Consider the following 16,810-nt stretch of genomic DNA (forward strand, 5'->3'; position numbering starts at 1 on the left):
AGATATTAATTTTCCCCTTATACTAGTTAAAATTGAATTTTAGGGATTTTTATCGAGCTTGATATAATAAAAATTTTTACTAAAATAGTTATATTATATATATTTAACTATTGTGATAGCATACGTCAATACCATAGCGCTACAAGGAATCCATGCAACAAACGTTAATGTTCAAGTTCATATTGCCAATGGCATTCCTGCTTTTAATATTGTCGGATTGCCAGATAAAACGGTAGCTGAATCAAAAGAGCGAGTCAGAGCAGCATTAAATTCAATAAATCTATCTCTGCCACCTAAAAGAATCACTGTAAACCTCTCCCCTGCAGATTTACTAAAAGAAGGCAGTCACTATGATTTAGCTATTGCTATGGGATTACTCGTCGTAATAGGAACAATACCGATGGGAAGCATTGATCATTATGTTGTCATAGGCGAACTTGCCTTAGACGGTGGAATAATGCCTGTCTCTGGAACCTTACCAACAGCAATCTACGCTAAAAAGGATGGTAAGGGGCTGATTTGTCCAAAAGAAAATGGCTTAGAAGCTATTTGGGCTAAGGGAATTTCAATTTTAGCTATCAAAAATCTAACTGAACTGATAAGCCATTTCTCTGCACATAAGCCCATTATCCCTTTGGTTTGCAATAGAACGCAAGATCTTTCAAACGATAAAATCACTACACACGATATGAAAGATGTCAAAGGTCAAGCAGTTGCAAAGAGAGCAATTGAAATTGCTGCAGCAGGTGGACATAACATATTAATGGTTGGTCCACCTGGCACAGGTAAGTCCATGTTAGCTAAACGATTTATTGATATCTTGCCTAATTTAAGTGATTCAGAGATTATGGATGTTAATGTCATTTCCAGCATAACTAAAAATTTTAATGGAACTCTAAATATACGCCGTCCTTTTCGCGAACCACATCATTCATGTTCCATTGCAGCAATGGTTGGTGGTGGAAAAACTGCTAAACCTGGAGAAATTTCAATGGCACACAACGGCGTTTTGTTTCTTGATGAATTACCAGAGTTTCCAAGAGCCGTACTTGATTCTTTGCGTCAACCATTAGAAGATAAAAGTGTTACTATTGCTAGAGCAAATGCTCATGTAACTTATCCTACAAATTTCCAACTTGTTGCTGCAATGAATCCTTGCCGTTGTGGATACTTAGGTGATACAAAGAGGTCGTGTGGTAGAGCACCTAAATGCGGCATAGATTATAAAAACAAGATATCAGGTCCACTATTAGATAGAATTGATATACACGTTGAAGTACCAAATATCAATATACTCTCTTATAATGCCAAAGATAAGTGCGAAAGCACAGAAGTTATCAAAAATAGAGTACTTGCAGCAAGAGAAATACAGACACAGCGATACGCTAATTTAAATTTTAAGTCTAATGCAGAAATAGGCGGTAACGCTTTAGAAGAGTTTGCTCTTCCCGATACAGCAGGAATGAGCCTTCTAGAGCACGTTTTAAAAGCAAACCATATATCTATAAGAAGCTATACTCGTATTTTAAAAGTTGCAAGAACAATAGTGGACCTAGCAAACAGTAAGCAAGTAAAGAAAAACCATATAGCTGAGGCTTTAACTTATCGGTTAAAATAAAAAATTTAACAAAATTTATTACTTATTTTATCTTTAAGCAATTTCATGAATTTTTATAGCTTATTTCAAATTATAGCATTTCTCATAATAGGCTGATAAAAAAAGCAGATCAACAGCATGAAGTTAAACAGGGTCCTGTTTTTAAGCAATGGGTTCGTTAAAGTCGGTGTGAAAGATTTCAGTTCCTTCACTGATTTTTGGATTTATAGGAATATCAAAGGTAGCAAAATTGGTGTTGCTCAAACAGGTGTTCTTTCAAAGATCATACCATTTCCATAGGATACTGATTCTTTTTTCTAGATTTTAAAGCGCTGCCATTATATTTTTTGTTAAATTTCACTAAGCAAGTTCTTTTAATAACGCTAAGTTTTGCTTTTTCAGTGTTCTTGATATCTAGAAGTAGTAAGTTAAATGTCTAGCTATTTTATAAATAGAACATCAACTTTGCCTAATATGGTTGATTATTACTTTATAAGTAGTATAGTAAGTATAAGTTAAACAAAATTTATATTCATCATTTATAATTTAAAGGTTCATTTGAGCAGGTTTAGTAATGTCTGATGTTTTGTGTGATAGTTTTTATTTTTGCAAAGAGATACATAAAGAGGGATTAGAGCAAAAGTATGAAATTACTGTAGATAATAAATATATAGAAAGTCAATTAGACGATAAATTATCAGAAATTTCTAAATATGCAAAATTATCCGGCTTTAGAGTAGGTAAAGTACCACATCATATCATCGTTAAAAATTATGGTGAAGAAGCTAAACAAGAAGTGATAAGAGATATAATCAATAAATGTGCCGATGATTGTATTAAGAAAAATAAATTTGATTCCTTAGTTTCTTCAAATATTGAAGTAGTCTCTGCACCAGATTTAAATGAGCAAAAAGACCTGATTTATAAGTTATCTTTAGAGGTCATGCCTGAGGCGCCTCTAATAGATCCAAGTATAATAAGTATCAAATCATTAGAAGTAAAAATAGAAGATAGCGACATAAAGGAATTTATCTCCTCAATTAAAAGTAAGTCTTATAATTTCGTTTCTGCAGCTAGTGGTCATAAGGTAGTTGATGGAGATCGGATTACTATTGATTTTGAAGGACAGATAAGAGGTAAGTTATTTAAGGGTGGTAATGCTAAGAATTTTGTTGCTGATGTTGGTAGCAGTCAACTTTTATCTGATTTTAGCCACAACTTAATTGGCATGAAAAAAGGAGAAACTAAAAATTTTACGTTAAAGTTTCCTGAAGATTATAAAATTATCTCTCTCGCAGGCAAGGAAGCTGGTTTTCATGTAGAAGTTAAAGATGTTTTAGTGCGTACTTCTTTAGATAAAGATGATGAGTTAGCGAAAAACAACGGGTTTGAAGATATCACAAAATTCACTAATTATATAGCTGAAAAAATTAATCTTGAATGCAATCACATGAAATTAATGGTGATGAGAAAAGATTTGTTTTACCAGATAGATAAAAGTTATGATTTTGAATTGCCAAACACAATAGTTGGGCAAGAGCAAGAAAAAATACAAAAATTAAAGGATAAGGATAGTATAATAGATTATACCTCAGAGGCTAAAAAACGTGTCAAATTAGGTTTGCTGTTTATGAGATGTGCTCAAGAAAATAAAATATCTGTTAACTATGAAGACATATTGAATGTGATCTTAAAACAGTATGTCACTGAACATTCTTCGGTAGATAACGTGCTAAAATTACTAAAATCAAATAGAAAATTTTATGAAATGGTAAGTGGACAAGCAATTGAAGATAAAGTGGTAAGCTATATTATGGAAAAAGTGAATAAAGAAGAAAAACAGATTATATCAGTAAAAGAACTAAAAGAGTTATTTAACGCAATTTAAAATGTAGGAAGTTATATGAATCTTGTACCTATTGTTATTGAGCAGACTAGCCGTGGAGAGCGTGCTTATGATATATATTCTCGTTTACTCAAAGAGAGAGTAATATTTGTCGTTGGCCCTATAGAGGATAATATGGCTAGTCTTATTATTGCTCAACTTCTATTTTTAGAGTCTGAAAATCCTGATGGGGATATTTGTATGTATATAAATTCTCCTGGTGGGATTGTAACTGCTGGTTTATCTATATATGACACTATGCAGTATATTAAGCCAAAAGTATCTACTTTGTGTATAGGTCAAGCTGCATCAATGGGTTCTTTATTGCTTGCTGCTGGTGCAGCTGGTAAGCGCACGTCTTTGCCTAATGCTCGTATTATGATTCATCAACCCTCTGGTGGCTTCCAAGGGCAGGCAACAGACATAGAGATCCATGCTCAAGAAATTAAGCAAATTAAAAAAAGGTTAAACAAGATATACGAAAAGCACACAGGTAAATCACTAAGTGTTGTTGAGGAAAGTATGGAAAGAGATAACTTTATGAGTGCTGAAAAAGCAAAAGAGTTTGGAATTATTGATAAAATAATATTTGAGCGATTGGAAGACAATAATGATAAGCCTGAAAAGATTAATTCTAATTAAAGCCAATGAGTAATAACGATCAAAATTCTAGAGATTCTTTTTATTGTTCTTTTTGCAAAAAAAAACATGATGAAGTGCGTAAGCTAATAGCAGGGTCATCTTCGTCATTTATTTGTAATGAATGTATAAACTTATGTTCTAGTATTCTACAAGAGGAAAATAAATTTTCTAATAAAAAAGAAAGAGAGATTCAGTTAAAGCCTAAAGAAATAAAGAAAATTCTTGATGAGTATGCTGTTGGACAAGAATATGCAAAGCGTGCTTTATCTGTTGCTATCTATTATCATTATAAACGTATAGCTCAAACTGATGTTATTAATGATGTAAAAGTTTCAAAGTCAAATGTTATGCTAATTGGACCTACAGGTTCAGGAAAAACCTTGTTAGTCAACACGCTTGCTCAATTATCACAAGTGCCATTTGCTATATCTGATGCTACTACTTTGACTGAAGCAGGTTATGTTGGAGAAGATGTAGAAAATATACTACTTCGTCTACTACAAGCTGCAAATTATGATATTGATTCAGCGCAACGTGGTATAATATATATTGACGAAATAGATAAGATTAGCCGTAAATCTGAAAATATGTCTATTACTCGTGATGTATCTGGTGAGGGAGTACAGCAGGCATTACTTAAAGTTATTGAGGGCACTGTTGCTTCTGTTCCCCTTCGTGGTGGTAGGAAACATCCACAGCAGGAATTTGTGCAAATCGATACTACTAACATATTATTTATATGCGGTGGAGCTTTTGATGGTTTAGAGAAAATAATAGAAACCAGAAATCGAGGCAGCATTATGGGATTTGAAGCTAATGTCTGTAAGTTAACAGAGAAAACAAAAAATATCCTATATGATGTTGAACCAGAAGATTTAATTAAATTTGGATTAATACCAGAATTTGTGAGCCGTATTCCAATCGTTACAATTCTAGACGAACTAAGTCATGCTGATTTAATTCGGATACTTGTAGAGCCAAGGAATTCTTTAACAAAACAATATCAGAAATTGTTTCTAATGGAGGGAGTAGAACTTGAATTTCAAGATGAAGCTTTATCTGCAATTGCAGATAAAGCTGTGAAGCATAAAACAGGAGCAAGGGGTTTGCGAGCTATTATAGAATCTCTGTTGCGTGATTTGATGTTTGAAATTCCAAATCAAAGCTTAAGAGATAATAAAATATGTGTTACCAAGGAAATGGTAAATCTATATACAAATTCTGCTTTTTTTAAGAAAAATTTGGCTATTGCTAGTTGAATTTATATAAAATAGGGAAACCTTATGGCTACTGAAACATCACATACCATCATGCTGCCAGTACTAGCACTGCGTGATACAGTTGTTTTTCCTGAGGAAACGATCGCCCTATTTGTAGGTAGAGAAAAATCTGTTAATGCCTTAAATTATGCTATGCAAAATGATAGTGAAATTTTACTCATTACCCAAATTGATGAAGGGGTTGAAGATCTCAAACCTCAGAGTTTATATAAGGTAGGTGTAATTGCTGATATCTTGCAATTACTAAAGCTTCCTGATAGTTCAATTAGAATTGTAGTAAAAGGTAAAAAGAGAGCAAAAATTATCAATTACATTGATTCTAGTCCTTTTCTTAAAGCTGAGGTAAGCTTCATAAGCGACGAGGTAGTGATAAAATCTAATAAAGTGAGGGATTCTGTTGAAGCTTTAAGGGAATCTATTCTAAGTGAGTTTAGAAACTGGAATAAATTTAGCAAGAGAATCCAATTTGAGGGTATGGATCCCATTAATCAAATCAAAGATGCAGGCCATCTTGCAGATAAAATAGCTTCACATTTAAGCGCTAGAACAGAGGATAAGCAAAGAATACTTGAGTGCTTTAAGATAGAAGTGCGTCTTGAATTAGTATATTTTTTAATTAAGAAAGAGATTGCCATTTTAGATGCAAAAAATGAATTAGATAAAAAAATCAAATCTCAAATTGAAGAAGCACAAAGAAAGTACTACTTAAGTGAAATGATTAAAGCTACGTCTGAGAAGCTAGAGAATAGCGAAGAAAATAATGAACATACAGTAGATAAGTATGAAAAAAAAGTTAAGACAACAAAATTATCAGCTGAAGCAAAGGCAAAAGCAATCAGCGATTTAAAGCGATATAAGAAAATGAATAATACTTTACCTGAAGCCACAGTAATTGCAAATTATCTTGATTGGCTGCTTGATTTGCCATGGGGAAAATATACAAAAACTAAAATTGATTTGGAAAGTGCTGCAAAAATCTTAGATCAAAGTCACTATGGCATGGAAAAAGTTAAGAAAAGAATAATTGAGTTCTTGGCAGTATTGGAGCGAGTTAAGGAACTTAAGGGGCAAATACTCTGTTTAGTTGGCCCTCCTGGAATTGGAAAAACGTCATTACCAGAATCTATAGCACAAGCAATAGGTAGAAAATTTGTACGTATGTCCTTAAATGGTGTTAAGGATACGTCAGAAATTCGTGGTCATAGGAGAACTTACATAGCTTCTATGCCAGGTAGAATTATACAATGTATAAAAAAAGCTGGTTCAGCTAATCCTCTTTTTCTCTTAGATGAGATAGATAAGATAGGAAAAGATTTCAGCGGTGATCCAGCCTCTGCTTTACTTGAAGTTTTAGACCCAGAACATAATAAACATTTCGTTGATCATTATATGGAGGTTGAGTTTGATCTTTCAAATGTGATGTTTATTGCTACTGCTAATACTTTAAATCTTCCTCCACCTCTGATCGATAGAATGGAAATAATAGAATTATCTGGTTATACAGAAGACGAAAAAGTGGAAATTACAAAAAATCATCTTATTCCGAAACTCACTAAAGAGCACGGTTTATATGAAAAAGAATGGGAGATATCTGATGATGCTTTACGTAAAACAATTCGCTTATATACACGTGAAAGTGGAATTCGTAATTTAAAAGAAAAGCTTTCTGCACTAATGAGAAAAGCCATTGTAGAAATATCAACTAAAAAAACTCAGCAAGTTGCTGTAAATGTTGCTAACCTAAAGGATTATTTAGGAGTACATAAGTTTCGCTATGGTGATGTAGAAGAAGAAAATCTAATCGGTGTAACAACTGGGCTTGCGTATACTGAAAGTGGTGGAGATATTTTAGCTATAGAGTCAGTTCTAATGCCAGGCAAAGGGGAAATAAAGTATACAGGGAAATTAGGTGAAGTTATGCAAGAATCTATAAAGGCTGCATATAGCTATATAAGGTCATGTTGTTTAAAATTTGGTATAAAATCTAAGCAATTTCAAACCAATGATATACATTTACATGTTCCTGAAGGTGCAACGCCTAAAGATGGTCCTTCTGCTGGAATTGCAATCTGTACATCTATTGTTTCACTTATGACTAAAATACCAGTTAATAGAGTCGTTGCTATGACTGGTGAAGTTACTCTACGTGGCCGTGTTCTTGCAATTGGCGGGCTTAAAGAAAAATTATTAGCTGCTCTCAGAGTAGGAATTAATACTGTTATTCTTCCAAAGCAAAATGAAAAAGATATTGAAGAGTTGCCAAGTAATATAAAAGAAGGGCTGAAGCTTATTTTTGTTAAAAATGTTGATGAAGTAATTTTCGCTGCTTTGACTGCAACACCTACTCCAATTATTGCAGATGAATTCATAGAACAAGAAAAGAATCTTCCACTACAAAAAGAAAGTAATAATTTTTCTTCTACCAAATCACTTAAGCATTAGTTTGTATTGCAAAAAGCCTAATATTATTTCCACATATTACTCAATGGTTGAAAAAGGTGGAATTAAATACGATAATATGCAGCTCGATGTGTTAAAGCTGCTTGAAGAATTTTCTAGTAACTATAATTTTTTTTCCAAAAATAAGCTAGGCTTATACCTTTATGGCCATGTAGGGCGTGGTAAATCTACAATAATGAATATTTATTATGAAAATTGCGGTATTACTAAAAAGCACAGGTTGCACTTTAATACTTTCATGCAAGACATACACGAGCATCTTCATAAACTGCGCAGCACATCTACTAAATCGCCACTGAATGAAGTTGCTAAAAGTATTGCTAAAAAAGTTAGATTATTTCTTCTCGATGAGATGCAAGTACATGATATTGGTGATGCCATGATATTATATCGCTTATTTTGTGCTTTATTCACAAACAGAGTAATCTTTCTTATAACATCAAATTATTCTCCAGATGATTTGTATTGTGATGGGCTGAAACGTGAATTATTCACCCCAGCAATAGATTTGATAAAAAAAAACATGCATATTATGTGTTTAGATGGTAAGCAAGATTATAGAATTCTAAAGGGCAAAGCTCATAATTATTTTTTTGAGCAAGGTGCAGACGAAGCTTTAGCTGGCACTTTTGCAGACTTAACTCATAATAAAAAAGAGATAGACACCTCTAATTTTTTTGTTAATCACATAAAAATTAAAATTAAACGAGCTTACGAGGAGATATTATGGTTTGAGTTTGCTGAACTATGTGAAAAGGCAATTTGGACTGCTGAATATAAGAAGATAGCACAGTCTTGCCATACAATTTTTATTTCTAATATTCCCGCCTTTGATTTTAGCAATCAAAATGAAGCAAAAAGGTTTACAGCATTAATAGATGAGCTATATGAATACAAGGTTAAGCTTTTTTGTTCTTCTGCAATTGGACTGAGTAATATAAATCAATATTCTCAGGATTTAAAAATGACAGTTTCACGTTTAATTGAAATGTGCTCAATAATTTAAAAATATTAAACTTAAAAATAAGTATAAATTGCTTTCTATAGTAAAAAAGAAAATTTGTTTAATAGAATTCTCTAAGTTATTGTTTATTGTCCCAGATTTGGGATTGCTTTCAAGTATATGATAGCTGATAGTAAGTTTGAGGAGATATTAGAGGAAAAGCAGCCATTCGGTATATATATCATATAGTATGAAATATAGATATCCAGTGTTGGTAGAGGGTATAGAACCAAAGATGTAGTACAAGAGGTATGTAGAAATCAGGGGAAAAATTACATCAAATCATGTCCATATATATGTTTCTATATTTAGCAAATTAGTGCAAAGAGAAGAAGTTCAACAAACCAAGTCAAACCGAATATAAATAATATAAAAAAGGAGGAATGAACGAAAAAACATCGAATAAAAACAGGGGATTACTAATATAAAATAGACAAGATATAAATTCTAATTTAAAGAGATGAGATGCAAATATTAGACATACTGTAATAGCTATTGAAAAAAGGAGATAGAATATTTTAGAGAGAAGTAAGAAATTCGATAGAATTAGTTCTGCAAAAATAATTTAAACTTTTAAAGTAGGAGTAGTCTCATAAAATATTATATTGGGTTAGATGTCTCACTCAAAGAAACTTTTATAAGTATCGTTGATGAGAAAGGAAAAGTTGTTAAGGAAGAAGTTGTTGCAAGAAAAAGTAAAGCAATAGCAGAGAACTTGCTAAGTCAAGGCAAAAAATAAGAATCCATAGGGATAGAAAGTTGTCAATATCAATGTGTAAAGAGTTAAGGGATTTTGGATTACCAGTGATTTGTGTAGATGCAAGGGGTATAGCTCAAATGATGAGGGTTGGGTTGTACAGAGAAGTATTAGTAAAATCAGATAAATCTTACCAAATCAACTTGGAAGCAGAAGACAGTTAACATGTAGCAAACAGCAGATTATTGGAACAATAAATTGAAGATATACGGTTGGTCGAGGATTAAAATTTGAAAGCTTTTCTTTAAAAATAGAAGAAATGATCTAGATGAAGTTAGCAAAAACTCAATTGAAGCATTAGTACATAGCTTAGAAACAATAGAAGAATCAATTTGATAAATTACTTTCAGAAAAGTGCAAAAAAGATAAAAATTATTAGCCCAGGGGTTGGTATTATAGTAGCAATGACATACAAAGCTGCAATACACATAGGTTTGAAACATCTTATACAGTTGGAGCATATATGGGATTGAGCCCAAGACAGTATGCTTCTGGGGAGATTGATCGACATGGAAGTATATCAAACAATGGAGTGCAGAAGTATGCTATATGAGGCTGCGCAATCCTTGCTGACAAGATGTAAGAGAAAATTTAAGTTAAAAAGCTGGGGATTAGCAAAAAAGAAAGGTATGAAGAAAGCAATTGTTGCTGTAGCGCGGAAGTTGTCAGTAATTATGCATAGGATGCTAATTGATAGAAAAGAATTTTGTTATCAATAAACACTAAAGGAATATAGGTATAATTTTATTGAAAGTAAAGATAGTAATGCCGATGGAAGCGATAAGCAAGAACAGAGGATGAAGCTAAGACTTCGTATTAGTTGTATTAAATAAGATTTGAACTGACAGTGACGAATTAACTGACAGAAGAATTTAAATATACTATCAGAATCCTGATTTAATATTTTTCTAAAAAGCAATATATCAAGAAAAGTTTGCATTGGCCGTAGCAATATTTGTCTGATTGTTTCGTTGTAAGAACGCAACCAACATCAATCTGCAGATCTTCCAAAGAACTATATTTCTAAAGATGATTTGCATAGTTTTGTGAAGCATTGGTCTGTGGAGAGTGGGTTTTGGTTCTAGAATGATCGATATGCCTAAATAAAGCTGATAATTTCACGCAATATTCTGTACCTCTATGGGAGTGTTCAACAAACTGTGTCAAACAAGAAAAATATTAATATAAAACATGGAATGAACGAAAAAACATCGAATAAAAACAGTGGATTAGTAGACTATAAAGAGTTAGAAAACAACATATTATCGTCCATCCGAGAAACTAACTGGAAAAGGAGGAACTGCTAATCAAAAAGTTACTAGAGGCTAGTTTAGAAGGTGAAATACCTATCAAATGAAGATGAAGAAAATAATCATAGGAATGGCAAAAGTTCAAAGACTATATATACAGATGCAGACTCATTTGAGCTTTCGAGATAGGGATGGAAGTTTTGAGCCACAAAAAAAAGACAGACATCCTGAACTTGAAGCAAAAATTCTTAGTATGTTTGCCAGCGGTATGAGTTACAAAGATCGCATATTGAAGAAATTTATGACCACAAGATATCGGCAGCAGAAATATCAATGACAAATTACTACCAACGAATGGCGTAACTGCAATCTGTATATCCAATAGTATTCATATGTTTTTTAAAGTCAAAGAGGATGCGTAAGTAAATGTATGTATAACATACTAGGTATAGATCAAAATGGCAGAAAAGAAGTATTGGGCTTTTATCTGGCTGATAGTGAGTTCTGGCTTAGTGTATTAAATGATCTCAAAGTGTGGAATCGTTGCCTGTGTAGATGGACTAAAAAGCTTTCCATAAACAACGTATTTCCCAACGCAGAAGTGCAATTGTGTATAATGCATCAGATAAACTAAAATATGTATCCAGCAAAATGAATGATTTGAAGAAAAGCTTCAAATAGAGAAATAGCTGAAAATTTGAGCTGGAAGAAAAATGGGAATTTCCATGGTAGTGAAATCATGGCAAAATAATTGGGAAACTGGCTATTTTAAGTACTCAGATCCTGTTAGGAGGCTACTACCAATCCAATTGAAATAGGCAAATCAGGAAATTCACTAAAACCAAGGGCTCTTTTACCAGTACAAATGCTTTGTACAAGCAGGTATATTGTGCTATAAAAAAGGTAGAGCAAAATTGGACTATACCAAATTGGGCTTTAACTATCTCTCAACTTGATATTTTCTTTCCTAATAGATTGAAAATTCAGTTGAATTAAAATATGGTTTGACACAGTTTGTTGAACACTCCCCATTTAACTCAAGGATCTAATGCAATAGCAGAGGAGCATTACTAAACTGACATAAAATTAATCTTGTACCTATTTAACCACCTGTAATTTTTTGATCTCATCTAAAGATAAGCCAGTAAACTTGACAATAGTATTGACATCAACATTATTAGCCAGCATTGTTTTTGCCACTTCAATTTTCCCTTCAATTTTCCCTTCAATTTTCCCTTCAATTTTCCCTTCAATTTTCCCTTGGAGAGTACCGATTTGGATGCCCTTTTCTTGACCGATTTGGATGCCTTGTTCATGACCGACCTTAAGACCTTCATCGAATTTTTCAGCTAGAGCAGCAATCTCATCCATGAGACGTTTTTTCCTTTGCTCATAAGCTAATAACTCTTCTTCTGACCAATTAAACTTATTCATCTCTTCATAAGCACGTTTTATTATTACGTCACTACCAACTATTTTATCTAAGTCCTCCTCTCTTGTTTCCGCTGCATATTTAAAGAAATAACACCACTTTTCTACTACATTATCCAGTTGATCTTCTTTGGTTTTCTTGAATTTTGGTAGTTCTATGAATACAAAGTAAAAATCCTTTAAGTCATGCTCAAAGCTATCCTTATCCAAAATAACATGATTTGATTTGTACTCAGCCTTATCTGGAAAAATAATACAATCAGCAACAGCTATAAAGATAATTTCCTTGAGATTATGGTACTCATCTCCTTGATCAGCTTGACCTGAATAGGCTTTAGCAGCATAATATTGGGCACGTTTTTCAAAGCCTTTGGTTTTAGTGAATTGCATTTCGACAATATACCTTAAGCCTTGAGAATCCTTACACAAAATATCAACAATACTTTGCTTTTTTGAAGCAATCTCAGGATCTAAAACAGTAGTTAAGAATTCAACTTCTAAAATTGCACCTAAACCAGTAAAACCTAAGATATCATTGAGAAAGTGAATGAGAATATCTTTATTCTTTTCAGTGCCGAATATCCTTTTAAAGGCGATATCATTGCGTGCATCGAGAAACTTAGAGAGAGCCATAACTTATAAGAAGTAAAACGATAAGAAATTAACTATAAATTATATACTATATTTTTACTTTTAGCAACTTCTTTAGATGTTTTATTCTTCCTCTATAGACTCAGTTGAAACCAAACTGTGTTCAAAAGCAGTACCATAACTGAGCAACAATTGTATAATCTCTTTATTTTTTGAGCTATATCCAAAGCTGTCATTCTAAATAAATATTTGCTTAGTAAGAATTCAACGATTCTTTTTTAATTACGGCAAGATGTAGAATCGTATTCTCCATGAGCATTAACATTAGCATTATTTTGTAATAGAATCTCTACAACGTTTTCACAATTATTTAAAACTGCAATGTGCAGTTAAATCTTTATCTATCGCATCAACATATCCACCACTTTTTATGAGAGTATTTCCCCAGCAGTCCTCATATCTGCACCATTTTTTATCAACAATTTCTTCATAGCCAGGTTTAATAGAATAGTGTAAAATATTTTTTTAGCACCATTAAGCAAAAGAATATTTAAATGGCTATTTTTACTAATAAAGCCATTTCTATCTCTCTTAATACCTTTTTTTACTAAAAATTCTTTTTCCAGTTATGTTTAGCAGCCAGATGAAACAGTTTTAAACCAAATATACTGTTAACCAGAGGGTATAATTAATATATTTACCTTCTTTCTCGCAATAGCATTTATCAATCCCCATACTGACCTCTATAGAGCATTATACACTAAAACATGTACTCTTCAGGGTTAGGATAGTATTAATATTTAGCAAGAGAAATGTTTAAGAGCAATACTCTTTATACGAGAAATTTAAAACACTTCTAGTGCTGGATTTAGTAAAAATCTATAACATTTATGCTACCATTTGACAAAATTCTTCTATTATCCTTTACTAATCATCATCTGGGCTTCTTGCTTTAAGTCCTTGATATTTTTAGCAGTAGTATTTCAGCTGATGCAATTTTTAATTGAGATTGCATTCTTATATACTTATCTCCCATTACTTCACCCAGCTAACAGCATCAAGGCTACTGCCGAACATAACATCCAGTAAAGGTTTAACCCAAGTGATCTTGCCCAATCTTTTTATATTTTATGGTTCTTTCTAATGTACCTGTACCAATGGATAGAATAATCATTTGGAAATAGTCTCTTCCCACTAGCATAGCCACAGGCAGATTAGCAAAAGTACTCTATTTATTTTTTAAGATGTTTAGGGGTAAAGTGCTGCGGTTGTAGCTCTTAAAGCATCTTTTAACTTGATAAATCCTCTCGCTAGTTTTTAAAGAAGAAAGGACAGTTATATCGTAGCTAGGAGATTACTTAAAGTATTGCTTACTCACCAAAATACCCAATGTTCAAGATTTCTATGCGAACCATTAAACCAAGCAATTGCTTTTCTTAAAAGGAAGGATCTAAAGATATAAGACCCATACTTTTGATAAAAAATCTTGAGCAGAGTATTTAGTTGCTCATCTTTCTTGCATAACAACAATGCCACCAGTTGAAGTACCAGCAATTAAATCAAATATTTGAGCTATTGGCTTTCTTGTTCTCTTTTCTATTTCTGCAAGAACAGTAGCAGGGATAATACCTCTAATTCCTCCACCGTCAACTGAGAGAATATACTTAATTCTTTAAACTCAGTTATAAGTGATTATTAGGTCTGCAGCTTTTCATGGAATCCTTCAGCTCATCTACTTCTTCAGTGAGATTTATTACTCTTTCTTCAAGACGATAAACAGTTTCTACTAGCTGATTATTGTGTTCTATAAGTTGATCGTGAGAATGGACTTTCATATCAAAAACCACCATATTGCTGCTACCGTTTGTATTATTAGAGTTACTATAACTCCTATAGGGAGCTTTTCTGTAGTTTGGTTTTTCATATTTTTTCCTATTTCAAGTTAGATGTGTTTAGTTATCTGATTCTAATCGGTATAGTATTAAGTTACTTTATGGCGAGATTAAGAAAGTAAATCTATAATTTCTCTACTTGGATTATAGATTACTTCTCCTTTGAAAACCTTAACTGGATAATGGTCAAGCTTGATTTCACCCTTTAAAAAAGTTTTCTCGACTTTATGGCTACTTTCCCAAACCTGTGCCCCAGGCAAGATGTATGTTTTATACTTAATGCTATTGCTCTGACTGGGTGAGATTTATTGGTTCTTTTAACCTTACGTATATTATATACAAGATTTGGAGAAATTTTGTCCAAAAATCTTCATTTAATTTAGTTAAACTTCACTTTTTTGACTCACTTATTATGCTAAATATAATATATACTCTATTCTACTCTGAAGAAGTAATACCCAAGCTATGAGTTCTGGGAAAATGATTTCCGCTCACTACTTACTCAGTCGTTTTCAGAATCCAGAAGTACGTAAACTCTGGCTTGATTCTCTCACCGGTAAGCAATTAAGTTTAAGCATTGCTTTAACAGCAACTATTTGAAGATGAAATAAATCATAATGATATGTCAGTACAGCAAAAACGTAAAATAATGGTTCTGATGCGCTATTTAACTATTATCTGATTAGTTATTTTGATCGTTGAGTCAGCTATTAGTGACATTGCAAGATTGGCTCTCACTCAAAAGCTTATGGAGCTGTATTTAATAAAGAATAATACTAAGTATGACAAAAGATCCTTATTGTTCTTATTATTTCAGACAATTTACTAAAATCTGTTTATCATTTTGATAAGGTGCAAAAAAGAGGCGCTACTGCCTTTACCTTACAGAAGGTACCAAGACAAATACTCCATTTAAAGATTTTATCTCGCAAGAAATCATAGAGCAAATTCTTAAGGAAGACGATGCGAGACGTAATGATAGTTTAAAAAATCAATTTACGTCTTAAAGCTGCAAAGGATTAGAGACAGTACCAGTGCCGATAATTTAAATGATGCTCAAACTAAAGTCTTCTTACTAATCAATCAGCTAATTGGGCTAAATGGGATAATGATCTTTTAGATTAAAGATTTAGAAGATTTAAACTTTGATCTTAAACTCACTGGTTTTGAATTAGATAAAGTACAAAAGTTCTTTACTGATGAAGGCAATGAGGAGGATTTTTTCTCATTTAACTGATAATGAAGATAAACCAGTAGTAACAAAACCAGGAGATTTGTGGATACTTGGTGTATTTACTGTGGTGATAGTAGACTAGATAGTTCTTTTAAAGCTGTTTTAGATGAGCAAATGGCAGATTCTGTGATCCTCCATATAATGTTGCTTATGGTAATAGCCAAGAAAGAGATGACAAGAAAATATTAAACGATGATCAAGGTGAAAAATTTGAATTGTTTCTCTATGACATTTGTTCCCACATTTTAGCCTATACCAAAGGGGCAACTTGTATCTGTACAGCATCAGCCGAGCTTAGAGCCCTGCAGAAGGCATTTAAAGAAGCAGGAGGGCATTGGTCAACATTTATCATTTGGGCTAAGAATCACTTTACACTCGGGAGAGCTGATTATCAACGTCAGTATGAAGCAATACTCTATGGTTGGAAGGAAGGTAATGAACGTAAGTGGTATGCAGTCAAAGTGATCTATGATAAACCTACCTGTAATACACTACATCCAACCATGAAGCCTTTAGAGCTAATAGAAAAGGCAATAATAAACAGTAGCAATCCAGGAGATTTGATCCCTTCGCTGGCTCTACTTATTGCTTGTGAGCGTAGAGAAAGAATGTATTGAGCTTTATGTTGATATAACGATTAAACGTTGGCAGATGTATGTTGGCAGGGAAGCAATATTGGCAGCTAGTGGTAACTGCAAATTCAAGAACAAATCCTAGGAAAAGCAAGAAAATAATAAAAGGGGGGAAATCAGACTGAATGGGCAAAAGAGCAAGGGTTTTCTAAGTCT

General features: G+C 32.8%; 13 protein-coding genes and 3 pseudogenes. 11 read left to right on the forward strand and 5 right to left on the reverse strand.

The features are described 5' to 3' along the window. Positions 1 to 112 precede the first annotated feature (112 nt). From AACL09_RS04990 to AACL09_RS05025, 8 genes are all read left to right on the forward strand, one after another. A complete protein-coding gene (locus AACL09_RS04990) occupies positions 113 to 1,618 on the forward strand; it encodes a YifB family Mg chelatase-like AAA ATPase (RefSeq protein ID WP_339047469.1) in 1,506 nt (501 codons plus the stop codon). A gap of 553 nt (positions 1,619 to 2,171) precedes the next feature. Then, positions 2,172 to 3,485 carry a trigger factor gene (gene tig, locus AACL09_RS04995; RefSeq protein WP_339047471.1) on the forward strand — a complete coding sequence of 438 codons (1,314 nt, stop codon included), beginning with the start codon at positions 2,172 to 2,174 and terminating at the stop codon, positions 3,483 to 3,485. Between the two features lie 15 nt (positions 3,486 to 3,500). Next, positions 3,501 to 4,124, forward strand: coding sequence for an ATP-dependent Clp endopeptidase proteolytic subunit ClpP (clpP, locus tag AACL09_RS05000; RefSeq protein ID WP_339047473.1), 624 nt, complete (start codon positions 3,501 to 3,503; stop codon positions 4,122 to 4,124). 5 nt (positions 4,125 to 4,129) lie between these two features. Further along, entirely contained in the window at positions 4,130 to 5,383 is a 1,254-nt protein-coding gene (gene clpX / locus AACL09_RS05005; RefSeq protein ID WP_339047475.1) for an ATP-dependent Clp protease ATP-binding subunit ClpX, read from the forward strand. Between the two features lie 24 nt (positions 5,384 to 5,407). Continuing rightward, positions 5,408 to 7,846, forward strand: coding sequence for an endopeptidase La (gene lon, locus AACL09_RS05010; RefSeq protein ID WP_339047477.1), 2,439 nt, complete (start codon positions 5,408 to 5,410; stop codon positions 7,844 to 7,846). 43 nt (positions 7,847 to 7,889) lie between these two features. Further along, the gene (gene zapE / locus AACL09_RS05015) at positions 7,890 to 8,870 is read left to right on the forward strand and encodes a cell division protein ZapE (protein WP_339047479.1); all 981 of its coding nucleotides are present in this window, start codon (positions 7,890 to 7,892) and stop codon (positions 8,868 to 8,870) included. A gap of 768 nt (positions 8,871 to 9,638) precedes the next feature. Then, positions 9,639 to 9,788 (forward strand): hypothetical protein, encoded by a 150-nt coding sequence (locus AACL09_RS05020; RefSeq protein WP_339047285.1) that lies wholly within the window; start codon positions 9,639 to 9,641, stop codon positions 9,786 to 9,788. Between the two features lie 345 nt (positions 9,789 to 10,133). Then, positions 10,134 to 10,343 (forward strand): hypothetical protein, encoded by a 210-nt coding sequence (locus AACL09_RS05025; RefSeq protein ID WP_339047287.1) that lies wholly within the window; start codon positions 10,134 to 10,136, stop codon positions 10,341 to 10,343. 220 nt (positions 10,344 to 10,563) lie between these two features. On the opposite strand, the pseudogene AACL09_RS06495 reads toward AACL09_RS05025, so the two are convergent. Continuing rightward, positions 10,564 to 10,764, reverse strand: a pseudogene (locus tag AACL09_RS06495) (IS481 family transposase); the annotation flags it as partial. Positions 10,765 to 10,977: 213 nt separating this feature from the next. Between AACL09_RS06495 and AACL09_RS06500 the strand changes: the two are divergent. Further along, the gene (locus AACL09_RS06500) at positions 10,978 to 11,211 is read left to right on the forward strand and encodes a hypothetical protein (protein WP_410519796.1); all 234 of its coding nucleotides are present in this window, start codon (positions 10,978 to 10,980) and stop codon (positions 11,209 to 11,211) included. A 93-nt stretch (positions 11,212 to 11,304) separates the two neighbouring features. After that, entirely contained in the window at positions 11,305 to 11,508 is a 204-nt protein-coding gene (locus AACL09_RS06505; protein ID WP_410519794.1) for a transposase, read from the forward strand. Between the two features lie 464 nt (positions 11,509 to 11,972). Here AACL09_RS06505 and AACL09_RS05035 read toward each other — a convergent pair whose 3' ends face one another. The 4 genes and pseudogenes from AACL09_RS05035 to AACL09_RS05045 all read right to left on the reverse strand — a co-directional run bounded on the left by AACL09_RS05035 (position 11,973) and on the right by AACL09_RS05045 (position 14,746). Next, on the reverse strand, positions 11,973 to 12,938 hold the full coding sequence (locus AACL09_RS05035) for an Rpn family recombination-promoting nuclease/putative transposase (protein ID WP_339047481.1): 966 nt from the start codon (positions 12,936 to 12,938) through the stop codon (positions 11,973 to 11,975). Between the two features lie 236 nt (positions 12,939 to 13,174). Beyond that, complete coding sequence (locus tag AACL09_RS06510; protein WP_410519835.1) at positions 13,175 to 13,285, reverse strand: hypothetical protein; 111 nt, start codon at positions 13,283 to 13,285, stop codon at positions 13,175 to 13,177. A 499-nt stretch (positions 13,286 to 13,784) separates the two neighbouring features. Further along, positions 13,785 to 14,565: pseudogene (locus tag AACL09_RS06515) on the reverse strand (patatin-like phospholipase family protein). Positions 14,566 to 14,578: 13 nt separating this feature from the next. Continuing rightward, complete coding sequence (locus AACL09_RS05045; protein ID WP_339047309.1) at positions 14,579 to 14,746, reverse strand: hypothetical protein; 168 nt, start codon at positions 14,744 to 14,746, stop codon at positions 14,579 to 14,581. A gap of 1,078 nt (positions 14,747 to 15,824) precedes the next feature. Here AACL09_RS05045 and AACL09_RS05050 point away from each other — a divergent pair. Continuing rightward, positions 15,825 to 16,739, forward strand: a pseudogene (locus AACL09_RS05050) (DNA-methyltransferase); the annotation flags it as partial. Positions 16,740 to 16,810: the final 71 nt, after the last annotated feature.

It is taken from the genome of Candidatus Mesenet endosymbiont of Phosphuga atrata (assembly GCF_964020175.1).
Classification (GTDB): Bacteria; Pseudomonadota; Alphaproteobacteria; order Rickettsiales; family Anaplasmataceae; genus Mesenet.